We start from the raw sequence: 14,735 nt of genomic DNA on the forward strand, positions 1-14,735 counted from the left end.
CGACGTTACGGAGCCCGCACGCCCTTGGCATTGGGGGCAGCCCCCGTATCCGGCTGCGGGTTACCCCCGCAAGCGCCGCTGGCGCCCTGCGGCAGGTGCGCGGTGTTCCGCCGTGCCAGCAGCCAGTACAGCAGGGCCGGTACGGCCAGGCCGACGATCCAGGAGATGTCCGCGCCGCCCAGCGGGGCGACCAGCGGGCCCGTGTAGAAGTGCGTGACCAGGAAGGGGAGTTGGACGAGGACGCCGAGCACGTACACCGACAGCGCGTCCGGCCGCCAGGCCCCGTACCGGCCCCGGGGGTCGGACAGGGCGTCGATGTCGTAGCGCTCGCGGGAGATCAGGTAGTAGTCCACCAGGTTGATCGCCGACCACGGGGTGAAGAAGGTCAGCAGGAAGAGCAGGAAGTCCTTGAACGAGGTCAGGAAGCTGTCCTTGCCCAGGAGCGCCACCGCCGTGCCCGCGACCATGATCCCGGCGATGTACGCGGACCTGGCGCGCGGCGACAGCGTCCGCTGCCCCCGGAAGCCGCTGATGCCGGTCACCATCGACATGAAGCCGCCGTAGGTGTTCAGCACGTTGATGGTCAGCTTGCCGAGCGCGATCACGAAGTAGAGGAAGGAGGCGACGAGCCCGGCCCCGCCGAGGCCCACCACGTACGACACCTGGCTCTTCATGAACGCGCCGCCGGAGGTCGCCGCCACCAGCACGCCGAAGGTCATCGACCACTGCGAGCCGATCCCGGACCCGGCCAGCGTCCACCAGAAGGTGGCCCGGCCGGAGGTGGTGCGCGGCAGGTAGCGGGAGTAGTCGGCGACGTACGGGCCGAAGGCGAGCTGCCAGGACGCCGACAGGGAGACGGCCAGCAGGAACATCGGCAGGTCGAAGCGGGTGTCGGAGGAGAGCACCGCGCCGAGGTCGATGCTGTCGAGCAGCCGGACGCCGAGGTAGACGAAGGCCAGGGCGCAGATCACGCCCGCGATCCGGCCGAGCGCGTGGATCGCCCGGTAGCCGACGGCCGCCATGACGGCGGTGACCGCGGCGAAGACGATGATGCCGGTGGTGTCGCCGAGGTGGGTCAGCTCGCCGACCGCCTGGCCCGCGAGCACGCTGCCGCTCGCGAAGAAGCCGACGTACATCAGGATGACCAGCAGGAGCGGGACGACCGCCCCCTTGACGCCGAACTGGGCGCGGGACTGGATCATCTGGGGCAGCCCGAGCTTCGGGCCCTGTGCGGAGTGCAGGGCCATGACGGCGCCGCCCAGGACGTTGCCGAGGAGGAGACCGATGATCGACCAGAGCGGGCCGCCGCCGAAGACGACGGCGAGCGCCCCGGTGACGACGGCGGTGATCTGGAGGTTCGCGCCGAGCCACAGGGTGAACTGGGAGAAGGGCCGGCCGTGGCGCTCGGAGTCCGGGACCACGTCGATGGAGCGGCGTTCGACCAGGGAGTCCTTGGCGGATCGAGGCATGTGCAGGTCCCTCCCACGCGGTCTGTATATGGTCATGCAGGGTTCTGTGTGACTGAATAGATGTCAATGGGTCGGCTGGAAAACATGGATGCGGAGTCGGTTGTGGGCGATACGGGCAGGGGCGGCGAAGCGGGCGCGGGATCCGCCGCCGCGCGGCTTCAGCAGCTCTTCGAGGGGCGGCGGCTCACTCCGACCCAGCGGCGGATCGCGCACAGCATGGTGCGCAGGGCGGCGGACGTGCCGTTCCTGTCCAGCGTGGAGCTGGCCGAGCTCGCGGGGGTCAGTCAGCCGTCGGTGACCCGCTTCGCGGTCGCGCTCGGCTTCGACGGGTACCCGGCGCTGCGCAAGCACCTGCGCGAGGTGGCGCCCGCGGACGGTACGGCGGGCGCGGCGGCCTCGTACAACGAGTACCAGCAGGCGGTCCTCGGCGAGATGGAGAACCTGCGGCACCTGGCCGAGCTGCTGGCCGACCCGGCGCCGGTCGAGCGGGCGGGCGCGCTGCTCGCCTCCTCGCCGGTGCTGCCGGTGCTCGGGCTGCGGGCCGCGTCCTCGCAGGCGCGCGGCTTCGCCTACTTCGCGGCGAAGGTGCACCCGGACGTACGGCTGCTCGACGAGGGCGGCTCGATGCTCGCCGACCGGATCGACGCGGCCCGCCGGGCCGGCGCCGGGGTGCTGCTGTGCTTCGCGCTGCCGCGCCATCCGCGCGAGGTGGTGGACGCCCTGGCGTACGCGCGCGAGCAGGGGCTGACCGTGATCACGGTCGCGGACTCCGCGTTCGCCCCGGTCGCCGCCCACAGCGACCTGCTGATTCCGGCCGCGGTCGGCACCGGGCTCGCCTTCGACACGGCGTGCGCGCCGATGCTGCTGGGGCGGGTGCTGCTGGAGGCGATGTGCGACGGGCTGCCGGACGCGCAGGCGCGGCTGGAGGAGTTCGACGTACGGGCCGGGCTGCGCGGGCTCTTCGTGGAGTAGTGGAGTAGGAGCGAAGGGGGTGGGCGGGGGCGCCGTGCCGGGGAGTGCGCCCCCGCCCCGGATGGCGTCTCAGACGTCCAGCTCGGCCTCGATGCGCCGGAGTTGGTGGCGGGCCATCGCCAGGTTCGCGCGGTCCTTGTCGAGCGCCAGGTAGAGGAAGAGCCCGTTGGTGCCGCGGCCCTTCAGCAGGCGGATCAGGTGGTACTGGGTGTTCAGGGTGATCAGGATGTCCTCGATGTCCTCGTTCAGTCCGAGGTGTTCCATGGTGCGGACCTTGGCGCGCACCACGTCGGTGTTTCCGGCCGCCGCGACCGTCAGGTCGAGCTGCTTGTTGCCGCCGGCGGTGCCCAGCGCCATTCCGCTGGTGTAGTCGACGAGGGCGACACCAATGGTGCCCTCGATGGTCATCGCGTCCTTGAGAGCCGCTTCGGTGTTGGGCATGAGTGGTCGCACTTCCTTCTGTTTCGGGTTCGGACCCGGGCGGACCAGTGGCTGTTGCTCAACTGGTCGCTGTGGCCGGGCTGTTGCTGTCACGGTCGTGGTCCCTGCGGTCGACGAGCTCGCCGATCCTCACCCCCGCCCGCCGCGCTTCGAGATGGAGCCGGCCCACGTTGATACGGGGCTCGGCGAGCAGGGTGAGTACGGCCGAGGCGCCCGCGGCGTACGTGGCGACGTACCCCTCCTCGCCCCGGACGAGCAGTTCCCGGAAGCCGCCCTGACCGGTCGCCTCGGCCAGCCGCACCGAGACGCCGAGCGCGGCGGCGGTCAGCGCGGCGACGCCCTCCGCCTCGACGGGTCCGGCGTCCTCGGCGAGGACGAGCCCGTCGACACTGGCGGCGACGATCCCGGTCAGCTGGGGGAGCCTGGCCCTCAGCCGCCGCAGCTCCTCCAGCACCTCGGGGTCCGGGGGCCTCGGCTGCGGCACGGCGGCCCTCCTCTCCGTGCGCTGCTTCTCGATGGCGGCACGGACGGTGCGGGTGCGCAGAGCGCGTCTCACAGTGCCTCCAGGGCGTTGCGGAGCCGGCGCAGCAGGGCGACGTCCGGGTCCTCGGTCACCTGCCCGATCCACGGGGGCATGGCGACGGGGACGGGCTCGGGGGTCTCGCGCGGTGTCGTCACCGCTCCGGCCGCGGCGAGGCGGCGTACGTCGATCAGGGTGTGGAAACCCGGTCTGCCCAGCTCCCGCGCTATGTCGGCGGGGGTGCGCACCCCGTCCGCGAGGTCGAGCACGTCCTGCTGGCGGCGGGTGACGTGCACGGACGGATCGCCGCGCACGACGGGGGAGTTGTCGGTCTCCGGGTAGGGCCACAGCTCGTCGAGCAGCTCCCGGCGCCGCTGGCACTCGCGGGCCACCACCGTCGCCGACACCGGCCGCACCGGACCCATCCAGTGCGCCACGCCGTGCCGGAACCGGGTCGGGCCGCTGCCCGGCGCCAGCGCGAAGAACGCGGCGTCGAACAGGGCGCCCAGATGGGCGAGTTCCAGTTCGCCGTCGGCGAGCCGGCCGCTGTCCACCAGGAAGCGGCCCACCCGCCCGCAGGGCCCGGCCCGGTCGAAGGCCTCCTGCCAGCCCTCGCGGGGCAGCCGCTTGGTGAGCAGCACCTCCAGGCCGGGGGCGGCCGGGCTCTCGGCGTGCACCACCTGGCCCTCGGCGAGGTAGAGGGTGCCGTGGTCGCGCAGCAGCGCTCCGGTGGCGCGCTCCTCGGCGAGCCGGACCAGCATGGGGGAGAGCGGAGGGGGTGCCTCCAGTGCGGTGGTCATCCGAGTACCAGCCGTTCGGCGAGGTCGGCGAGGCGCAGCCGGGCCAGGGCGAGGTTGCCTTCGTCGCGGCTGAGCCAGAGGTGCAGGAAGACGCTGCTGTCGAAGGACGTCTCCACGTAGCGCAGCAGGTGGTAGTCGGTGCGGGTGGTGATGATGACGTCCTCCACCGGGAGCCCCTTGCCGTCCTCGCGGCGCATCGGGCCGGGGGCGAAGGTGCCGTGCTCGGCGGCCATCCGGGCCAGCTCCGCGGACTCCGCCGCCGCGGTCTCGCCGTCGCCGCCCGGGGCCTCCCCGGCCGTGCCCAGCGCGAGCCCGCTGGTCCAGTCGACGACGGCCGCCCCGCGTGCACCGGGCAACTCCATCGCTTCGACCAGACATGCGTCGATTCCGGACACGCAGAACTCCCTTCTCCCGGGCCTCACCGGGGTTGCCCGATGGCCGAGACGCTACGCAACCTGCTTACGTATCAAGGGAGTTCTGGCATATTCCGACGGAGGACCTGTGAAGGTGGCTAGCCTTGCCGACGGGACCCGAAGCGCCAGCGGGTCTGGCTGAAGGGCGTGCCCTTGCCGAAGCCGAAGACCGTGCGCGGGGCCACCTCGAAGACCACCGCGCGCCCCGGCCCGTGCCCGAAGTGCCCGTCGGCCACCTCGAAGTGCCAGTCGGAGCCGTACTTCGTCTCCCACGCGTCGGCGAGCACGCGCAGCCGGGCGTCGTCCGCAACCCGTACCGCCGTGCCCTCGTAGACGAGGTCGAAGCCCTCCTTCCACCTGTTGTTGCCGGTGGTCAGCACGGTGTGCGGGTTCGCGGCGAGGTTCAGTGCCTTGCGCTCGCCGGGGCCGGTGCAGAAGTGCAGTTTCCCGTCCCGCCACACGGCGGGCAGCGGCGTCACGTGCGGCCGGCCGTCGCCGCGCACCGTCGAGATCCAGAACAGCTCGGCCGTCCGCAGGATCTCCTCGGCCTTCGCCCAGGGCGCCGCGACCGCCTTCTCCTCGCTGTAGTCGGTGCCGAGGGTCGTGCTGGTGGGCCGGATGCCGCCGGGGCCGTCGCCCGTGGTGGGGCCGGTGCTGGTGTCGGTGGCGTTGTCGGTGTCCGTCATGGAGGCGTGCCTTCCGCTCGTCGGTGACCGCTGTACGTACGTACAGACCCCGGGGCGGCCCGGAATTCATCGGTGCCGGATCCGCCTCCGGCCGGGGAGCGGGCGGCGCGCGACCGCGCCACAGGTGTTGACTGGAACTATTCACATCGCCAGGATGTGAATAACAAATCAACGGTCGCGCCCCCAGGAGGCACCCCATGTCAGGACCCCGACCCGTACGAGCCCCGCGCGGTACGGAGCTCAGCGCCCTGGGATGGCAGCAGGAGGCCGCCCTGCGCATGCTCCAGAACAACCTCGACCCCGAGGTCGCCGAGCACCCCGACAAGCTCGTCGTCTACGGCGGCACCGGCAAGGCGGCCCGCGACTGGCGCTCCTTCGACGCCATGGTGCGCACCCTGAAGACCCTCAAGCAGGACGAGACGATGCTCGTCCAGTCCGGCCGCCCGGTCGGCGTGATGCAGACCCACGAGTGGGCCCCGCGCGTGCTGATCGCCAACTCCAACCTGGTCGGCGACTGGGCGAACTGGGAGGAGTTCCGCCGCCTGGAGCAGCTCGGCCTCACCATGTACGGCCAGATGACCGCCGGGTCCTGGATCTACATCGGCACCCAGGGCATCCTCCAGGGCACCTACGAGACCTTCGCCGCCGTCGCCGCGAAGAAGTTCGGCGGCACCCTCGCCGGGACCATCACCCTCACCGCCGGACTCGGCGGCATGGGCGGCGCCCAGCCGCTCGCCGTCACCATGAACGACGGCGTCGCGATCTGCGTCGACGTCGACCCGCGGGCCATCGAGCGCCGTATCGAGCACCGCTACCTGGACGTGCGGGCCGACAGCCCGGAGCACGCGCTCGCCCTCGCCGTCGAGGCCCGCGACCAGCGCAAGCCGCTCTCCATCGGCCTCCTGGGCAACGCCGCCGAACTGCTGCCGCGGCTGCTCGCCGAGGGCGCCCCCATCGACATCGTCACCGACCAGACCTCCGCCCACGACCCGCTCGCCTACCTCCCCGTCGGCATCGCCTTCGACGACATGGCGGACGCGGCGGCCAAGGACCCGGCCGGCTTCACCACCCGCGCCCGCGAGTCCATGGCCCGGCACGTCGAGGCCATGGTCGGCTTCATGGACGCGGGCGCCGAGGTCTTCGACTACGGCAACTCCATCCGCGGCGAGGCCCAGCTCGCGGGCTACTCCCGCGCCTTCGACTTCCCCGGCTTCGTCCCCGCCTACATCCGCCCGCTGTTCTGCGAGGGCAAGGGCCCCTTCCGCTGGGCCGCGCTGTCCGGCGAGGCGTCCGACATCCACAAGACGGACCGCGAGCTGCTCAAGCTCTTCCCGGAGAACGAGTCCCTGCACCGCTGGATCAAGATGGCCGGCGAGCGCGTCCACTTCCAGGGCCTCCCCGCCCGCATCTGCTGGCTGGGCCAGGGCGAGCGCGACAAGGCGGGCGAGCTCTTCAACAACCTGGTCGCCGACGGCACGCTGGCCGCCCCGCTGGCCATCGGCCGCGACCACCTCGACTGCGGCTCGGTGGCCTCCCCGTACCGCGAGACCGAGGCCATGCGCGACGGCTCCGACGCCATCGCCGACTGGCCGCTCCTCAACGCCATGGTCAACGTCGCCTCCGGCGCCTCCTGGGTGTCCATCCACCACGGCGGCGGCGTCGGCATGGGCCGCTCCATCCACGCCGGACAGGTCTCGGTGGCCGACGGCACCAGGCTCGCGGGCGAGAAGATCCGCCGCGTCCTCACCAACGACCCCGGCATGGGCGTCATCCGGCACGTCGACGCCGGTTACGAGGAGGCGGAGGCCACCGCCGAGGCGCAGGGCGTCCGCGTCCCCATGCGCGAGGGCGACAGCGGCAAGGGCGCCGACGCGTGAGCGACGAGACCTCCGCGCCGGGGGCTCAGGGAGCCCCCGGCGGCGACAGCTTCCACACCATGTGGGCCGACCTGCTGCCGATCGGCCGCGACGCCGGCTCGGGCGGCTACCGCCGCTACGCCTGGACCGGCGCGGACGCCGACTGCCGCGCCTGGTTCCGTGCCCAGGCCGAGTCCCGGGGCCTGACGTACGAGGTGGACCGCAACGGCAACCAGTGGGCCTGGCAGGGCGACCCGCTCGCCGGGGACGCCGTCGTCATCGGCTCGCACCTCGACTCGGTGCCCGACGGCGGCGCCTTCGACGGCCCCCTCGGCGTCGTCTCCTCCTTCGCCGCGCTCGACGAACTCCGCCACCGGGGAGCGGAGTTCACCAGACCGCTGGCCATCACCAACTTCGGCGACGAGGAGGGCGCCCGGTTCGGGCTGGCCTGCGTGGGCTCGCGCCTGGCCGCCGGACAGCTCACCCCCGAGAAGGCGTACGAGCTGCGCGACGGCGACGGCATCTCGCTGCCGCAGGCGATGGAGGCGGCCGGTTACGACCCGGCCGCCATCGGGCCCGACCCCGAGCGGCTCGCCCGCATCGGCGCGTTCGTCGAACTCCACGTCGAGCAGGGCCGGGCACTCGACCTCACCGGCGACCCGGTCGGCCTCGCCTCGGCGATCTGGCCGCACGGCCGCTGGCGGTACGACTTCCACGGCGAGGCCAACCACGCGGGCACCACCCGCCTGGCCGACCGCCGCGACCCCATGCTCACGTACGCCGAGACCGTGCTGGCCGCCCGCCGGGAGGCCGCACTCGCGGGCGCGGTCGCCACCTTCGGCAAGATCTCCGTCGAGCCGAACGGCGTCAACGCGATCCCCTCCCTGGTCCGGGGCTGGCTCGACTCGCGCGCCGCCGACCAGGAGACCCTGGACCAGGTGATCGCGGGCATCGAGAACGCGGCCCAGGAGGCCGCCTCCCGCGCCGGGATCGACCTCAAGGTCGTACGGGAGTCCTTCACCCCGGTCGTCGAGTTCGAGCACGCCCTGCGCGACGAGCTGGCCCGTGTCCTGGGCACCGGTGTCCCGGTGCTCGGCACCGGCGCGGGACACGACGCGGGAATCCTCTCCGCCTCCGTCCCGACCGCCATGCTGTTCGTACGCAACCCCACCGGTGTCTCGCACTCCCCGGCGGAGTACGCAGCCGAGGACGACTGCGTGGCCGGGGTGCGCGCGCTCGCCGACGTCACGGAAGGGCTCGCCTGCGCATGACAGGTACGACGACGTACTGGATGGAACACGCCTGGCTCGACCCGCACGTCGAGCCGGGGGTGGCGGTCGACGTGGCGGACGGCCGGATCACCGCCGTGCGCAAGGAGGTCCCGGCCCCGCCCCCGGGCGCCGTCGCACTGCGCGGCCTCACCCTCCCGGGCCTGGCCAACGCCCACTCGCACGCCTTCCACCGGGCCCTGCGCTCCACGGTCCAGGTCGGCTCCGGCACCTTCTGGACCTGGCGCGAGGTCATGTACGCGGTGGCCTCCCGGCTCACCCCGGACACCTACCACGCACTCGCGCGGGCGGTGTACGGCGAGATGGCGCTGGCCGGGATCACCGCGGTCGGCGAGTTCCACTACGTGCACCACGCGCCGGGCGGCAGGCCCTACGACAACCCCAACGCGATGGGCGAGGCGCTCGTCGCGGCGGCGTCCGACGCGGGCGTCCGGCTCACCCTGCTGGACACCGCGTACCTGTCCTCCGGCTTCGGCGAACCGCCCAACGCGCACCAGCTGCGCTTCTCGGACGGCACGGCGGAGGACTGGGCCACCCGCGTCTCCTCCGGCCTCACGGACTCCGCGCAGGTGATCCACGGCGCGGCGATCCACTCGGTGCGCGCGGTGCCCGCGGACGAGCTGTCCACGGTCGCCAAGTGGGCCCAGGACCGGCAGGCACCGCTGCACGTGCACCTCTCCGAGCAGACGGCCGAGAACGACGCGTGCCTGGCCGCGCACGGCCGCACCCCCACCCGGCTCCTCGCGGACCACGGGGTGCTGGGACCGGGCACCACCGGCGTCCACAACACCCACCTCACCCCCGAGGACATCGCGCTGCTCGGCGAGTCGGGCACCGGCACGTGCATGTGCCCCACCACGGAACGGGACCTGGCCGACGGCATCGGCCCCGCCGTGGCCCTGCAGCGCGCCGGTTCCCCGCTCTCGCTGGGCAGCGACAGCCACGCCGTGATCGACCTCTTCGAGGAGGCGCGGGCGATGGAGCTCAACGAGCGGCTGCGGACCCGGACCCGGGGGCACTGGACGGCGGCGGCCCTGCTGCGGGCCGCCTCCGCCGACGGGCACGCGGCGCTCGGGCGGCCGGACGCCGGGACCATCGAGCCCGGCTCGCTCGCGGACTTCGCGACCCTCGCCCTGGACTCGGTCCGCACGGCCGGCGCGGTGCCGATACTGGGCGCCGAGACGGCGGTCTTCGCGGCGTCCGCCGTGGACGTGCGGCACGTGGTGGTCGGAGGCCGGGAGATCGTCCGGGACGGCGTGCACGGGGCGATCGCGGACGTGGGCGGGGCACTGGCCGAGGCGGTGACCGCTCTGAGGTCCTAGCCCGGACCCGTCGCCGCACCCCGGACAGCCACCCCTACGCCCCACCCGGAGGCCCCATGAGCACCACTCTTCTCACCCACCTCTCCACCCTCGTCACCAACGACCCCTCCCTCGGCCAAGGCCCCCTCGGGCTGATCGAGGACGCCGCCGTCGTCATCGAGGGCGACCGGATCGCCTGGGTCGGACCCGCCGCCGGGGCGCCCGCCGCCGACACCGTCCACGACGCCCACGGCCGCGCCGCCCTCCCCGGCTTCGTCGACTCCCACTCGCACCTCGTCTTCGCCGGCGACCGCACCGCCGAGTTCAACGCCCGGATGTCCGGTCAGCCGTACAAGGCGGGCGGCATCCGCACCACCGTCGCCGCCACCCGCGCCGCCGACGACCGCACCCTCGGCGACAACGTGGCCCGCTACCTCGCCGAGGCCCTGCGGCAGGGCACCACCACCCTGGAGACCAAGTCCGGGTACGGGCTGACCGTCGAGGACGAGGCCCGCGCCCTGCGCATCGCCGCCGAGCACACCGACGAGGTCACCTACCTCGGCGCCCACATCGTGTCCCCGGACTACGCCGACGACCCGGCCGGCTACGTCGACCTCGTCACCGGCGAGATGCTCGACGCGTGCGCCCCGTACGCCCGCTGGATCGACGTGTTCTGCGAGAAGGGCGCGTTCGACGGCGACCAGGCGCGGGCGATCCTCACCGCGGGCATGGCCAAGGGCCTGCACCCGCGCATCCACGCCAACCAGCTCTCCTACGGCCCCGGCGTCCAGCTCGCCGTGGAACTGGACGCCGCGTCCGCCGACCACTGCACCCACCTCACGGACGCCGACGTCGACGCCCTCGCGCACAGCTCCACCGTGGCGACCCTGCTGCCGGGCGCGGAGTTCTCCACCCGGGCCCAGTGGCCGGACGCCCGGCGGCTGCTGGACGCCGGGGCGACCGTCGCGCTCTCCACGGACTGCAACCCGGGGTCCTCGTTCACGTCCTCGATGCCGTTCTGCATCGCGCTCGCCGTGCGCGACATGGGGATGACGCCCGACGAGGCGGTGTGGGCGGCCACCGCGGGCGGCGCGCAGGCCCTGCGCCGCACGGACGTCGGACGTATCGCGCCCGGCGCCCGCGCCGACCTCGCCCTGCTGGACGCCCCCAGCCACGTCCACCTCGCCTACCGGCCCGGTGTGCCGCTGGTGCGGGAAGTCTGGCGCGGCGGTGTGCGTACCGGGTGAGGCGCTGGGTAGGCGGAGCCCGTACAACACAGTGAAGGACTGCCCCGGATACGGCCTGGGGCAGCCCTTCACGTACAGCTCACCTGCGCGGTGGCAGGGGAGTCACTCCTCGACGGTCAGTCCCTTGCGGAGCTTGACCAGCGTGCGCGACAGCAGCCGCGAGACGTGCATCTGGGAGATGCCCAGCTCGTCGCCGATCTCCGACTGCGTCATGTTGGCCACGAAGCGCAGCGAGAGGATCTGGCGGTCGCGCGTGGGCAGCGAGGCGATCAGCGGCTTGAGGGACTCGACGTACTCGATGCCCTCGATGCCGTGGTCCTCGTAGCCGATCCGGTCGGCCAGCGCGCCCTCGGAGTCGTCCTCCTCCGGCTGGGCGTCCAGCGAGCTGGCGGTGTACGCGTTGCTCGCCGCCATCCCCTCGACGACTTCTTCCTTGCTGATGTCCAGGCGCTCGGCCAGCTCCGCGACGGTCGGGGAGCGGTCCAGCTGCTGGGCCAGTTCGTCACCGGCCTTCGCCAGGTCCAGGCGGAGTTCCTGGAGGCGGCGCGGGACGCGCACCGACCACGAGGTGTCGCGGAAGAAGCGCTTGATCTCGCCGATGATGGTCGGCATCGCGAAGGTGGGGAACTCCACGCCGCGGCTCAGCTCGAACCGGTCGATGGCCTTGATCAGGCCGATCGTGCCGACCTGGATGATGTCCTCCATCGGTTCGCTGCGGGTGCGGAACCGGGAGGCCGCGAACTTGACCAGGGCGAGGTTCAGCTCGACCAGGGTGTTGCGGACGTACGCGTGCTCGTGCGTTCCCTCTTCGAGGGATTCGAGGCGCGCGAAGAGCGTCTTCGACAGGGCCCTGGCATCCAGCGGCCCCACCTCGTCGTACGGCGGAATCTCGGGGAGGTCGGCGAGGCCCTCGGGCCGCTCCGGCTGCTCCGTCTGCGGGGCGGCCGCGCTCTGCCGGGGCACGAGCCCTGCGACGCCGGTTCCGTTCTCGATCTGCTCGGGCGGGGGTGTCGACGCCGCGTCCTGTTTGTGGTGAGTACGCGTTTCGTCGAGCCGGGGTGACATGGTCTCCTCCATCGTTCTCGGCATATGGCTGCCGAAGCCGATACGTGTTCCTGCGGTGAAGCGGCGCCTCCAAAGCCGGTGGTGGGCGGGCGGTGGTCGGATGTGTCTCTACTAGCCCTACCCGCTCGCCGCACAGACGTGCAAGTGCCTTATGTCCGAATAAGGCCAGTTCAGGGCGTTGTTCGGCTACCCGTGGGTGTGAAGAAGGCGTAGTCTTCTGCTGCTGTCGAGGGGATTCCCCGCAGCCTTCGCGCACCCCTGGGTGCGGGCGGGGGCGGCTGCCGCGAGGTGGCCGGCAGCAGACGCGTACACGGAAACACGACGGCGAAAAGGGACGGGCATGGACCGCGGCACGGTCGGCAGCGCGAACCGGGGCCGGCTTCACGTCGAAGTGCGGGCCGAGGGCCACAACGAGATCGTGAGGCCCGCCGGTGAGCTCGATCACCACACGGCCGAATTGCTCAGGGAGCCTCTTGAGCAGGCCCTCGACCAGGGCCGGACACGCCTGGTGATCGACTGCTCGCTGCTCGAATTCTGTGACTCCACCGGGCTGAACGTGCTGCTCGGCGCCCGCCTGAAGGCGGAGGCGGCCGGCGGTTCGGTGCATCTGGTGGGCATGCAGCCCGTGGTGGCCAGGGTCTTCGAGATCACCGGGGCGGAGGCGGTCTTCACCGTCCACGACTCGCTCGAATCCGCCCTCCGGGACTGACCTCTTACCTCCCGTCCGGCGCCCCACGCACAGCCGTGCGGCGCGGTCCGCATCGAATGGTGGGTGTTCTCACCGTTCGGTCGGGCAGGAGGATCCAAAGACCCTGCAAACGACGACTTGGTGAATCGGTGAGGTGAAGCGCTGATGAGCACCACCCGGCAGCATCCGCCGGGCGACCTCGGCCCTGAGCCGGACGGCATCACGTCCGCCTCCGCCTCCGACGCGTCCGTGTCGGCGTCCGCGGTGCCCCAGACCCGTACCGCGCCGCCCCTGGGCGCGGACGCGACCGCGGTGGGCGGCGACGTCTCCGCCGTGGCCGGCGACCTGCCCGCCGCGGGTGGTAGCGCTCCCATCGCGGGCGGCGGAGCCCCCGGGGGTGACGTGCCCACGGTGGGGGAGACCGCCGCTGCCGAGGGCGCGGCGACGGAGGACGCCGCCTTCGCGGCCGCCGAGGCGGCCGGCCGGGTGCGTTCCCTCACGCTGAACGGCGCCAGCGGCATCGTTCCGCTCGCCCGGGACTTCACGCGTCAGGCGCTGTACGACTGGGGCTGGCTGCCCGCGTCCACCGCCGACCGGCGGGCCGCCGCCGAGGACGTCCTGCTGGTCGTCTCCGAGCTGGTGACCAACGCGTGCCTGCACGCCCAGGGCCCGGACAGCCTGCGCGTCGCCTGCGACGGCAAGGTGCTGCGGCTGGAGGTCACCGACCGCAGCGGCGGCGAACCGGCGCCGCGCACCCCGCACCGGGCGGGCCGGCCCGGTGGGCACGGCATGTTCATCGTGCAGCGGCTCTGCCTGGACTGGGGAGTGCTGCGGACGCCGGAGAGCGGCGAAGGGGACGAGGGCAAGACGGTCTGGGCGGAGCTGGCCGCGCCCGCGTAGGGGCGGTGCCGTACGGGCCCGCGCCGGGCCCGCCCCGTGGCGCCGGCCATGTCCGCGCCGGGGCGGCTCCGAGCCGTCGGCCGTGTCCGCACCGGGCCCGCTCCGAGCCGTCGGCCGTGTCCGCACCGGGCCCGCTCCGAGCCGTCGGCCGTGTCCGCGCCGGGGCGGTGACCGTCCCCGCCCGGCGGCCGAACGTCAGAGCTGTTGTGGGAGAGCACGCCGATACGGCGTGCTCTTTGTCTTCCCCTCCCAAGGTCCCCGGCGTACCTTGAGCGCCCAATCTGATGCGTCGTCAGTAACTTGGCCGGCCGGACCGGTCCCGTTGCCCCGGCGGCGCTCCGGCGCACGAGGGGATCACAAGGTGTCGTACCAGAAGCGGACAACTCTCGCACTGGCGGCGGCGGTTGCGGGCTCGGTGGTGCTGATCGCCGCCCCCGCCGCCCAGGCCGACGTCGTCGACGTCAACTACCAGTGCAAGACCCCGATCGGAAACAAGGGCGCGGTCTCCCCGATCGACATCAAGGCGGTCAAGGGCGGCAGCGGCTACACCCTCACCATGTCCTTCCAGAAGGGCGTCTCCTCCAGCCCCGTCGAACTCGGCAAGGGCGCGATGAAGCCCAGCGCGGTCATCAAGGTCGGCGGCGCCGACGGCGGCACGGTCGCGGTCGCGGGCCCCGCCAACTCCGAGGCGATACCCGCCAACACCCCCATCAAGATCAGCGACCTCTCGGGCACCTACACCCCGAAGAAGAGCGGCAAGGTCACCTTCACCGCCTCCGTCCTCACCATCAAGGCGCTGGGCACGACCACCACCTGCACCCCCTCCAACAGCCCGAAGCCGTCACTGGAACTCGACGTCAAGGGCTCCGGCGGCTCCGGCGGCGGGGACGGCGGCTCGGACGGCTCCGGCGGTACGTCGCAGAGCGGACCGGCCGGCAGCGGCGAGCTCCCGAAGACCGGACCGCTCGACTCCGCAGCCGCGCTCGGCGCCCTCGGCGGCACCGTCCTGCTGTCCGGGGCGGCCGGGGTGCTCTGGCTGACCAGGCGCAACCAGCGCACCGGGCAGACCCAGCGGTCCGCGGGCTGAC

General features: G+C 72.7%; 15 protein-coding genes. 8 read left to right on the forward strand and 7 right to left on the reverse strand.

Going from position 1 to position 14,735, the window contains the following annotated elements:
• Positions 1-5 precede the first annotated feature (5 nt).
• Complete coding sequence (locus ACFYVL_RS11705; protein ID WP_389243295.1) at positions 6-1,469, reverse strand: purine-cytosine permease family protein; 1,464 nt, start codon at positions 1,467-1,469, stop codon at positions 6-8.
• Positions 1,470-1,571: 102 nt separating this feature from the next.
• On the opposite strand from ACFYVL_RS11705, the gene ACFYVL_RS11710 reads away from it, so the two are divergent.
• Positions 1,572-2,441 (forward strand): MurR/RpiR family transcriptional regulator, encoded by an 870-nt coding sequence (locus ACFYVL_RS11710; RefSeq protein ID WP_389243297.1) that lies wholly within the window; start codon positions 1,572-1,574, stop codon positions 2,439-2,441.
• Between the two features lie 69 nt (positions 2,442-2,510).
• Here ACFYVL_RS11710 and ACFYVL_RS11715 read toward each other — a convergent pair whose 3' ends face one another.
• The 5 genes from ACFYVL_RS11715 to ACFYVL_RS11735 all read right to left on the reverse strand — a co-directional run bounded on the left by ACFYVL_RS11715 (position 2,511) and on the right by ACFYVL_RS11735 (position 5,301).
• On the reverse strand, positions 2,511-2,882 hold the full coding sequence (locus ACFYVL_RS11715) for a hypothetical protein (RefSeq protein WP_389243299.1): 372 nt from the start codon (positions 2,880-2,882) through the stop codon (positions 2,511-2,513).
• Between the two features lie 58 nt (positions 2,883-2,940).
• A complete protein-coding gene (locus ACFYVL_RS11720) occupies positions 2,941-3,366 on the reverse strand; it encodes a roadblock/LC7 domain-containing protein (RefSeq protein ID WP_389243453.1) in 426 nt (141 codons plus the stop codon).
• A 68-nt stretch (positions 3,367-3,434) separates the two neighbouring features.
• Positions 3,435-4,202: a transcriptional regulator gene (locus tag ACFYVL_RS11725; protein WP_389243301.1), complete on the reverse strand. Its 768-nt coding sequence runs from the start codon at positions 4,200-4,202 to the stop codon at positions 3,435-3,437.
• Positions 4,199-4,597: a hypothetical protein gene (locus tag ACFYVL_RS11730; protein ID WP_389243303.1), complete on the reverse strand. Its 399-nt coding sequence runs from the start codon at positions 4,595-4,597 to the stop codon at positions 4,199-4,201. Before ACFYVL_RS11730 ends, ACFYVL_RS11725 begins: the two co-directional genes overlap by 4 nt.
• A gap of 116 nt (positions 4,598-4,713) precedes the next feature.
• Positions 4,714-5,301, reverse strand: coding sequence for a pyridoxamine 5'-phosphate oxidase family protein (locus ACFYVL_RS11735; RefSeq protein ID WP_389243305.1), 588 nt, complete (start codon positions 5,299-5,301; stop codon positions 4,714-4,716).
• A gap of 197 nt (positions 5,302-5,498) precedes the next feature.
• Between ACFYVL_RS11735 and hutU the strand changes: the two genes are divergently transcribed.
• Genes hutU through hutI form a run of 4 tightly spaced genes read left to right on the forward strand, consistent with a single transcriptional unit; the run spans position 5,499 to position 10,994 of the window.
• Positions 5,499-7,178 (forward strand): urocanate hydratase, encoded by a 1,680-nt coding sequence (hutU, locus tag ACFYVL_RS11740; protein WP_389243306.1) that lies wholly within the window; start codon positions 5,499-5,501, stop codon positions 7,176-7,178.
• A 59-nt stretch (positions 7,179-7,237) separates the two neighbouring features.
• Complete coding sequence (locus tag ACFYVL_RS11745; protein WP_389243455.1) at positions 7,238-8,428, forward strand: allantoate amidohydrolase; 1,191 nt, start codon at positions 7,238-7,240, stop codon at positions 8,426-8,428.
• A complete protein-coding gene (locus tag ACFYVL_RS11750) occupies positions 8,425-9,768 on the forward strand; it encodes a formimidoylglutamate deiminase (RefSeq protein ID WP_389243308.1) in 1,344 nt (447 codons plus the stop codon). Before ACFYVL_RS11745 ends, ACFYVL_RS11750 begins: the two co-directional genes overlap by 4 nt.
• A gap of 56 nt (positions 9,769-9,824) precedes the next feature.
• The gene (gene hutI, locus ACFYVL_RS11755; RefSeq protein WP_389243310.1) at positions 9,825-10,994 is read left to right on the forward strand and encodes an imidazolonepropionase; all 1,170 of its coding nucleotides are present in this window, start codon (positions 9,825-9,827) and stop codon (positions 10,992-10,994) included.
• 102 nt (positions 10,995-11,096) lie between these two features.
• On the opposite strand, the gene ACFYVL_RS11760 is transcribed toward hutI, so the two are convergent.
• Positions 11,097-12,059, reverse strand: a complete 963-nt coding sequence (locus ACFYVL_RS11760; protein WP_389243312.1) for an RNA polymerase sigma factor SigF — start codon at positions 12,057-12,059, stop codon at positions 11,097-11,099.
• Between the two features lie 340 nt (positions 12,060-12,399).
• On the opposite strand from ACFYVL_RS11760, the gene ACFYVL_RS11765 reads away from it, so the two are divergent.
• The 3 genes from ACFYVL_RS11765 to ACFYVL_RS11775 all read left to right on the forward strand — a co-directional run bounded on the left by ACFYVL_RS11765 (position 12,400) and on the right by ACFYVL_RS11775 (position 14,734).
• Positions 12,400-12,768 carry an STAS domain-containing protein gene (locus ACFYVL_RS11765; protein ID WP_389243314.1) on the forward strand — a complete coding sequence of 123 codons (369 nt, stop codon included), beginning with the start codon at positions 12,400-12,402 and terminating at the stop codon, positions 12,766-12,768.
• A 144-nt stretch (positions 12,769-12,912) separates the two neighbouring features.
• Positions 12,913-13,647: an ATP-binding protein gene (locus ACFYVL_RS11770; RefSeq protein ID WP_389243315.1), complete on the forward strand. Its 735-nt coding sequence runs from the start codon at positions 12,913-12,915 to the stop codon at positions 13,645-13,647.
• 361 nt (positions 13,648-14,008) lie between these two features.
• Positions 14,009-14,734 (forward strand): LPXTG cell wall anchor domain-containing protein, encoded by a 726-nt coding sequence (locus tag ACFYVL_RS11775; RefSeq protein ID WP_389243317.1) that lies wholly within the window; start codon positions 14,009-14,011, stop codon positions 14,732-14,734.
• The last annotated feature ends 1 nt before the right edge of the window (position 14,735 follow it).

It is taken from the genome of Streptomyces sp. NPDC004111, from assembly GCF_042874215.1.
Lineage (GTDB): Bacteria > Actinomycetota > Actinomycetes > Streptomycetales > Streptomycetaceae > Streptomyces.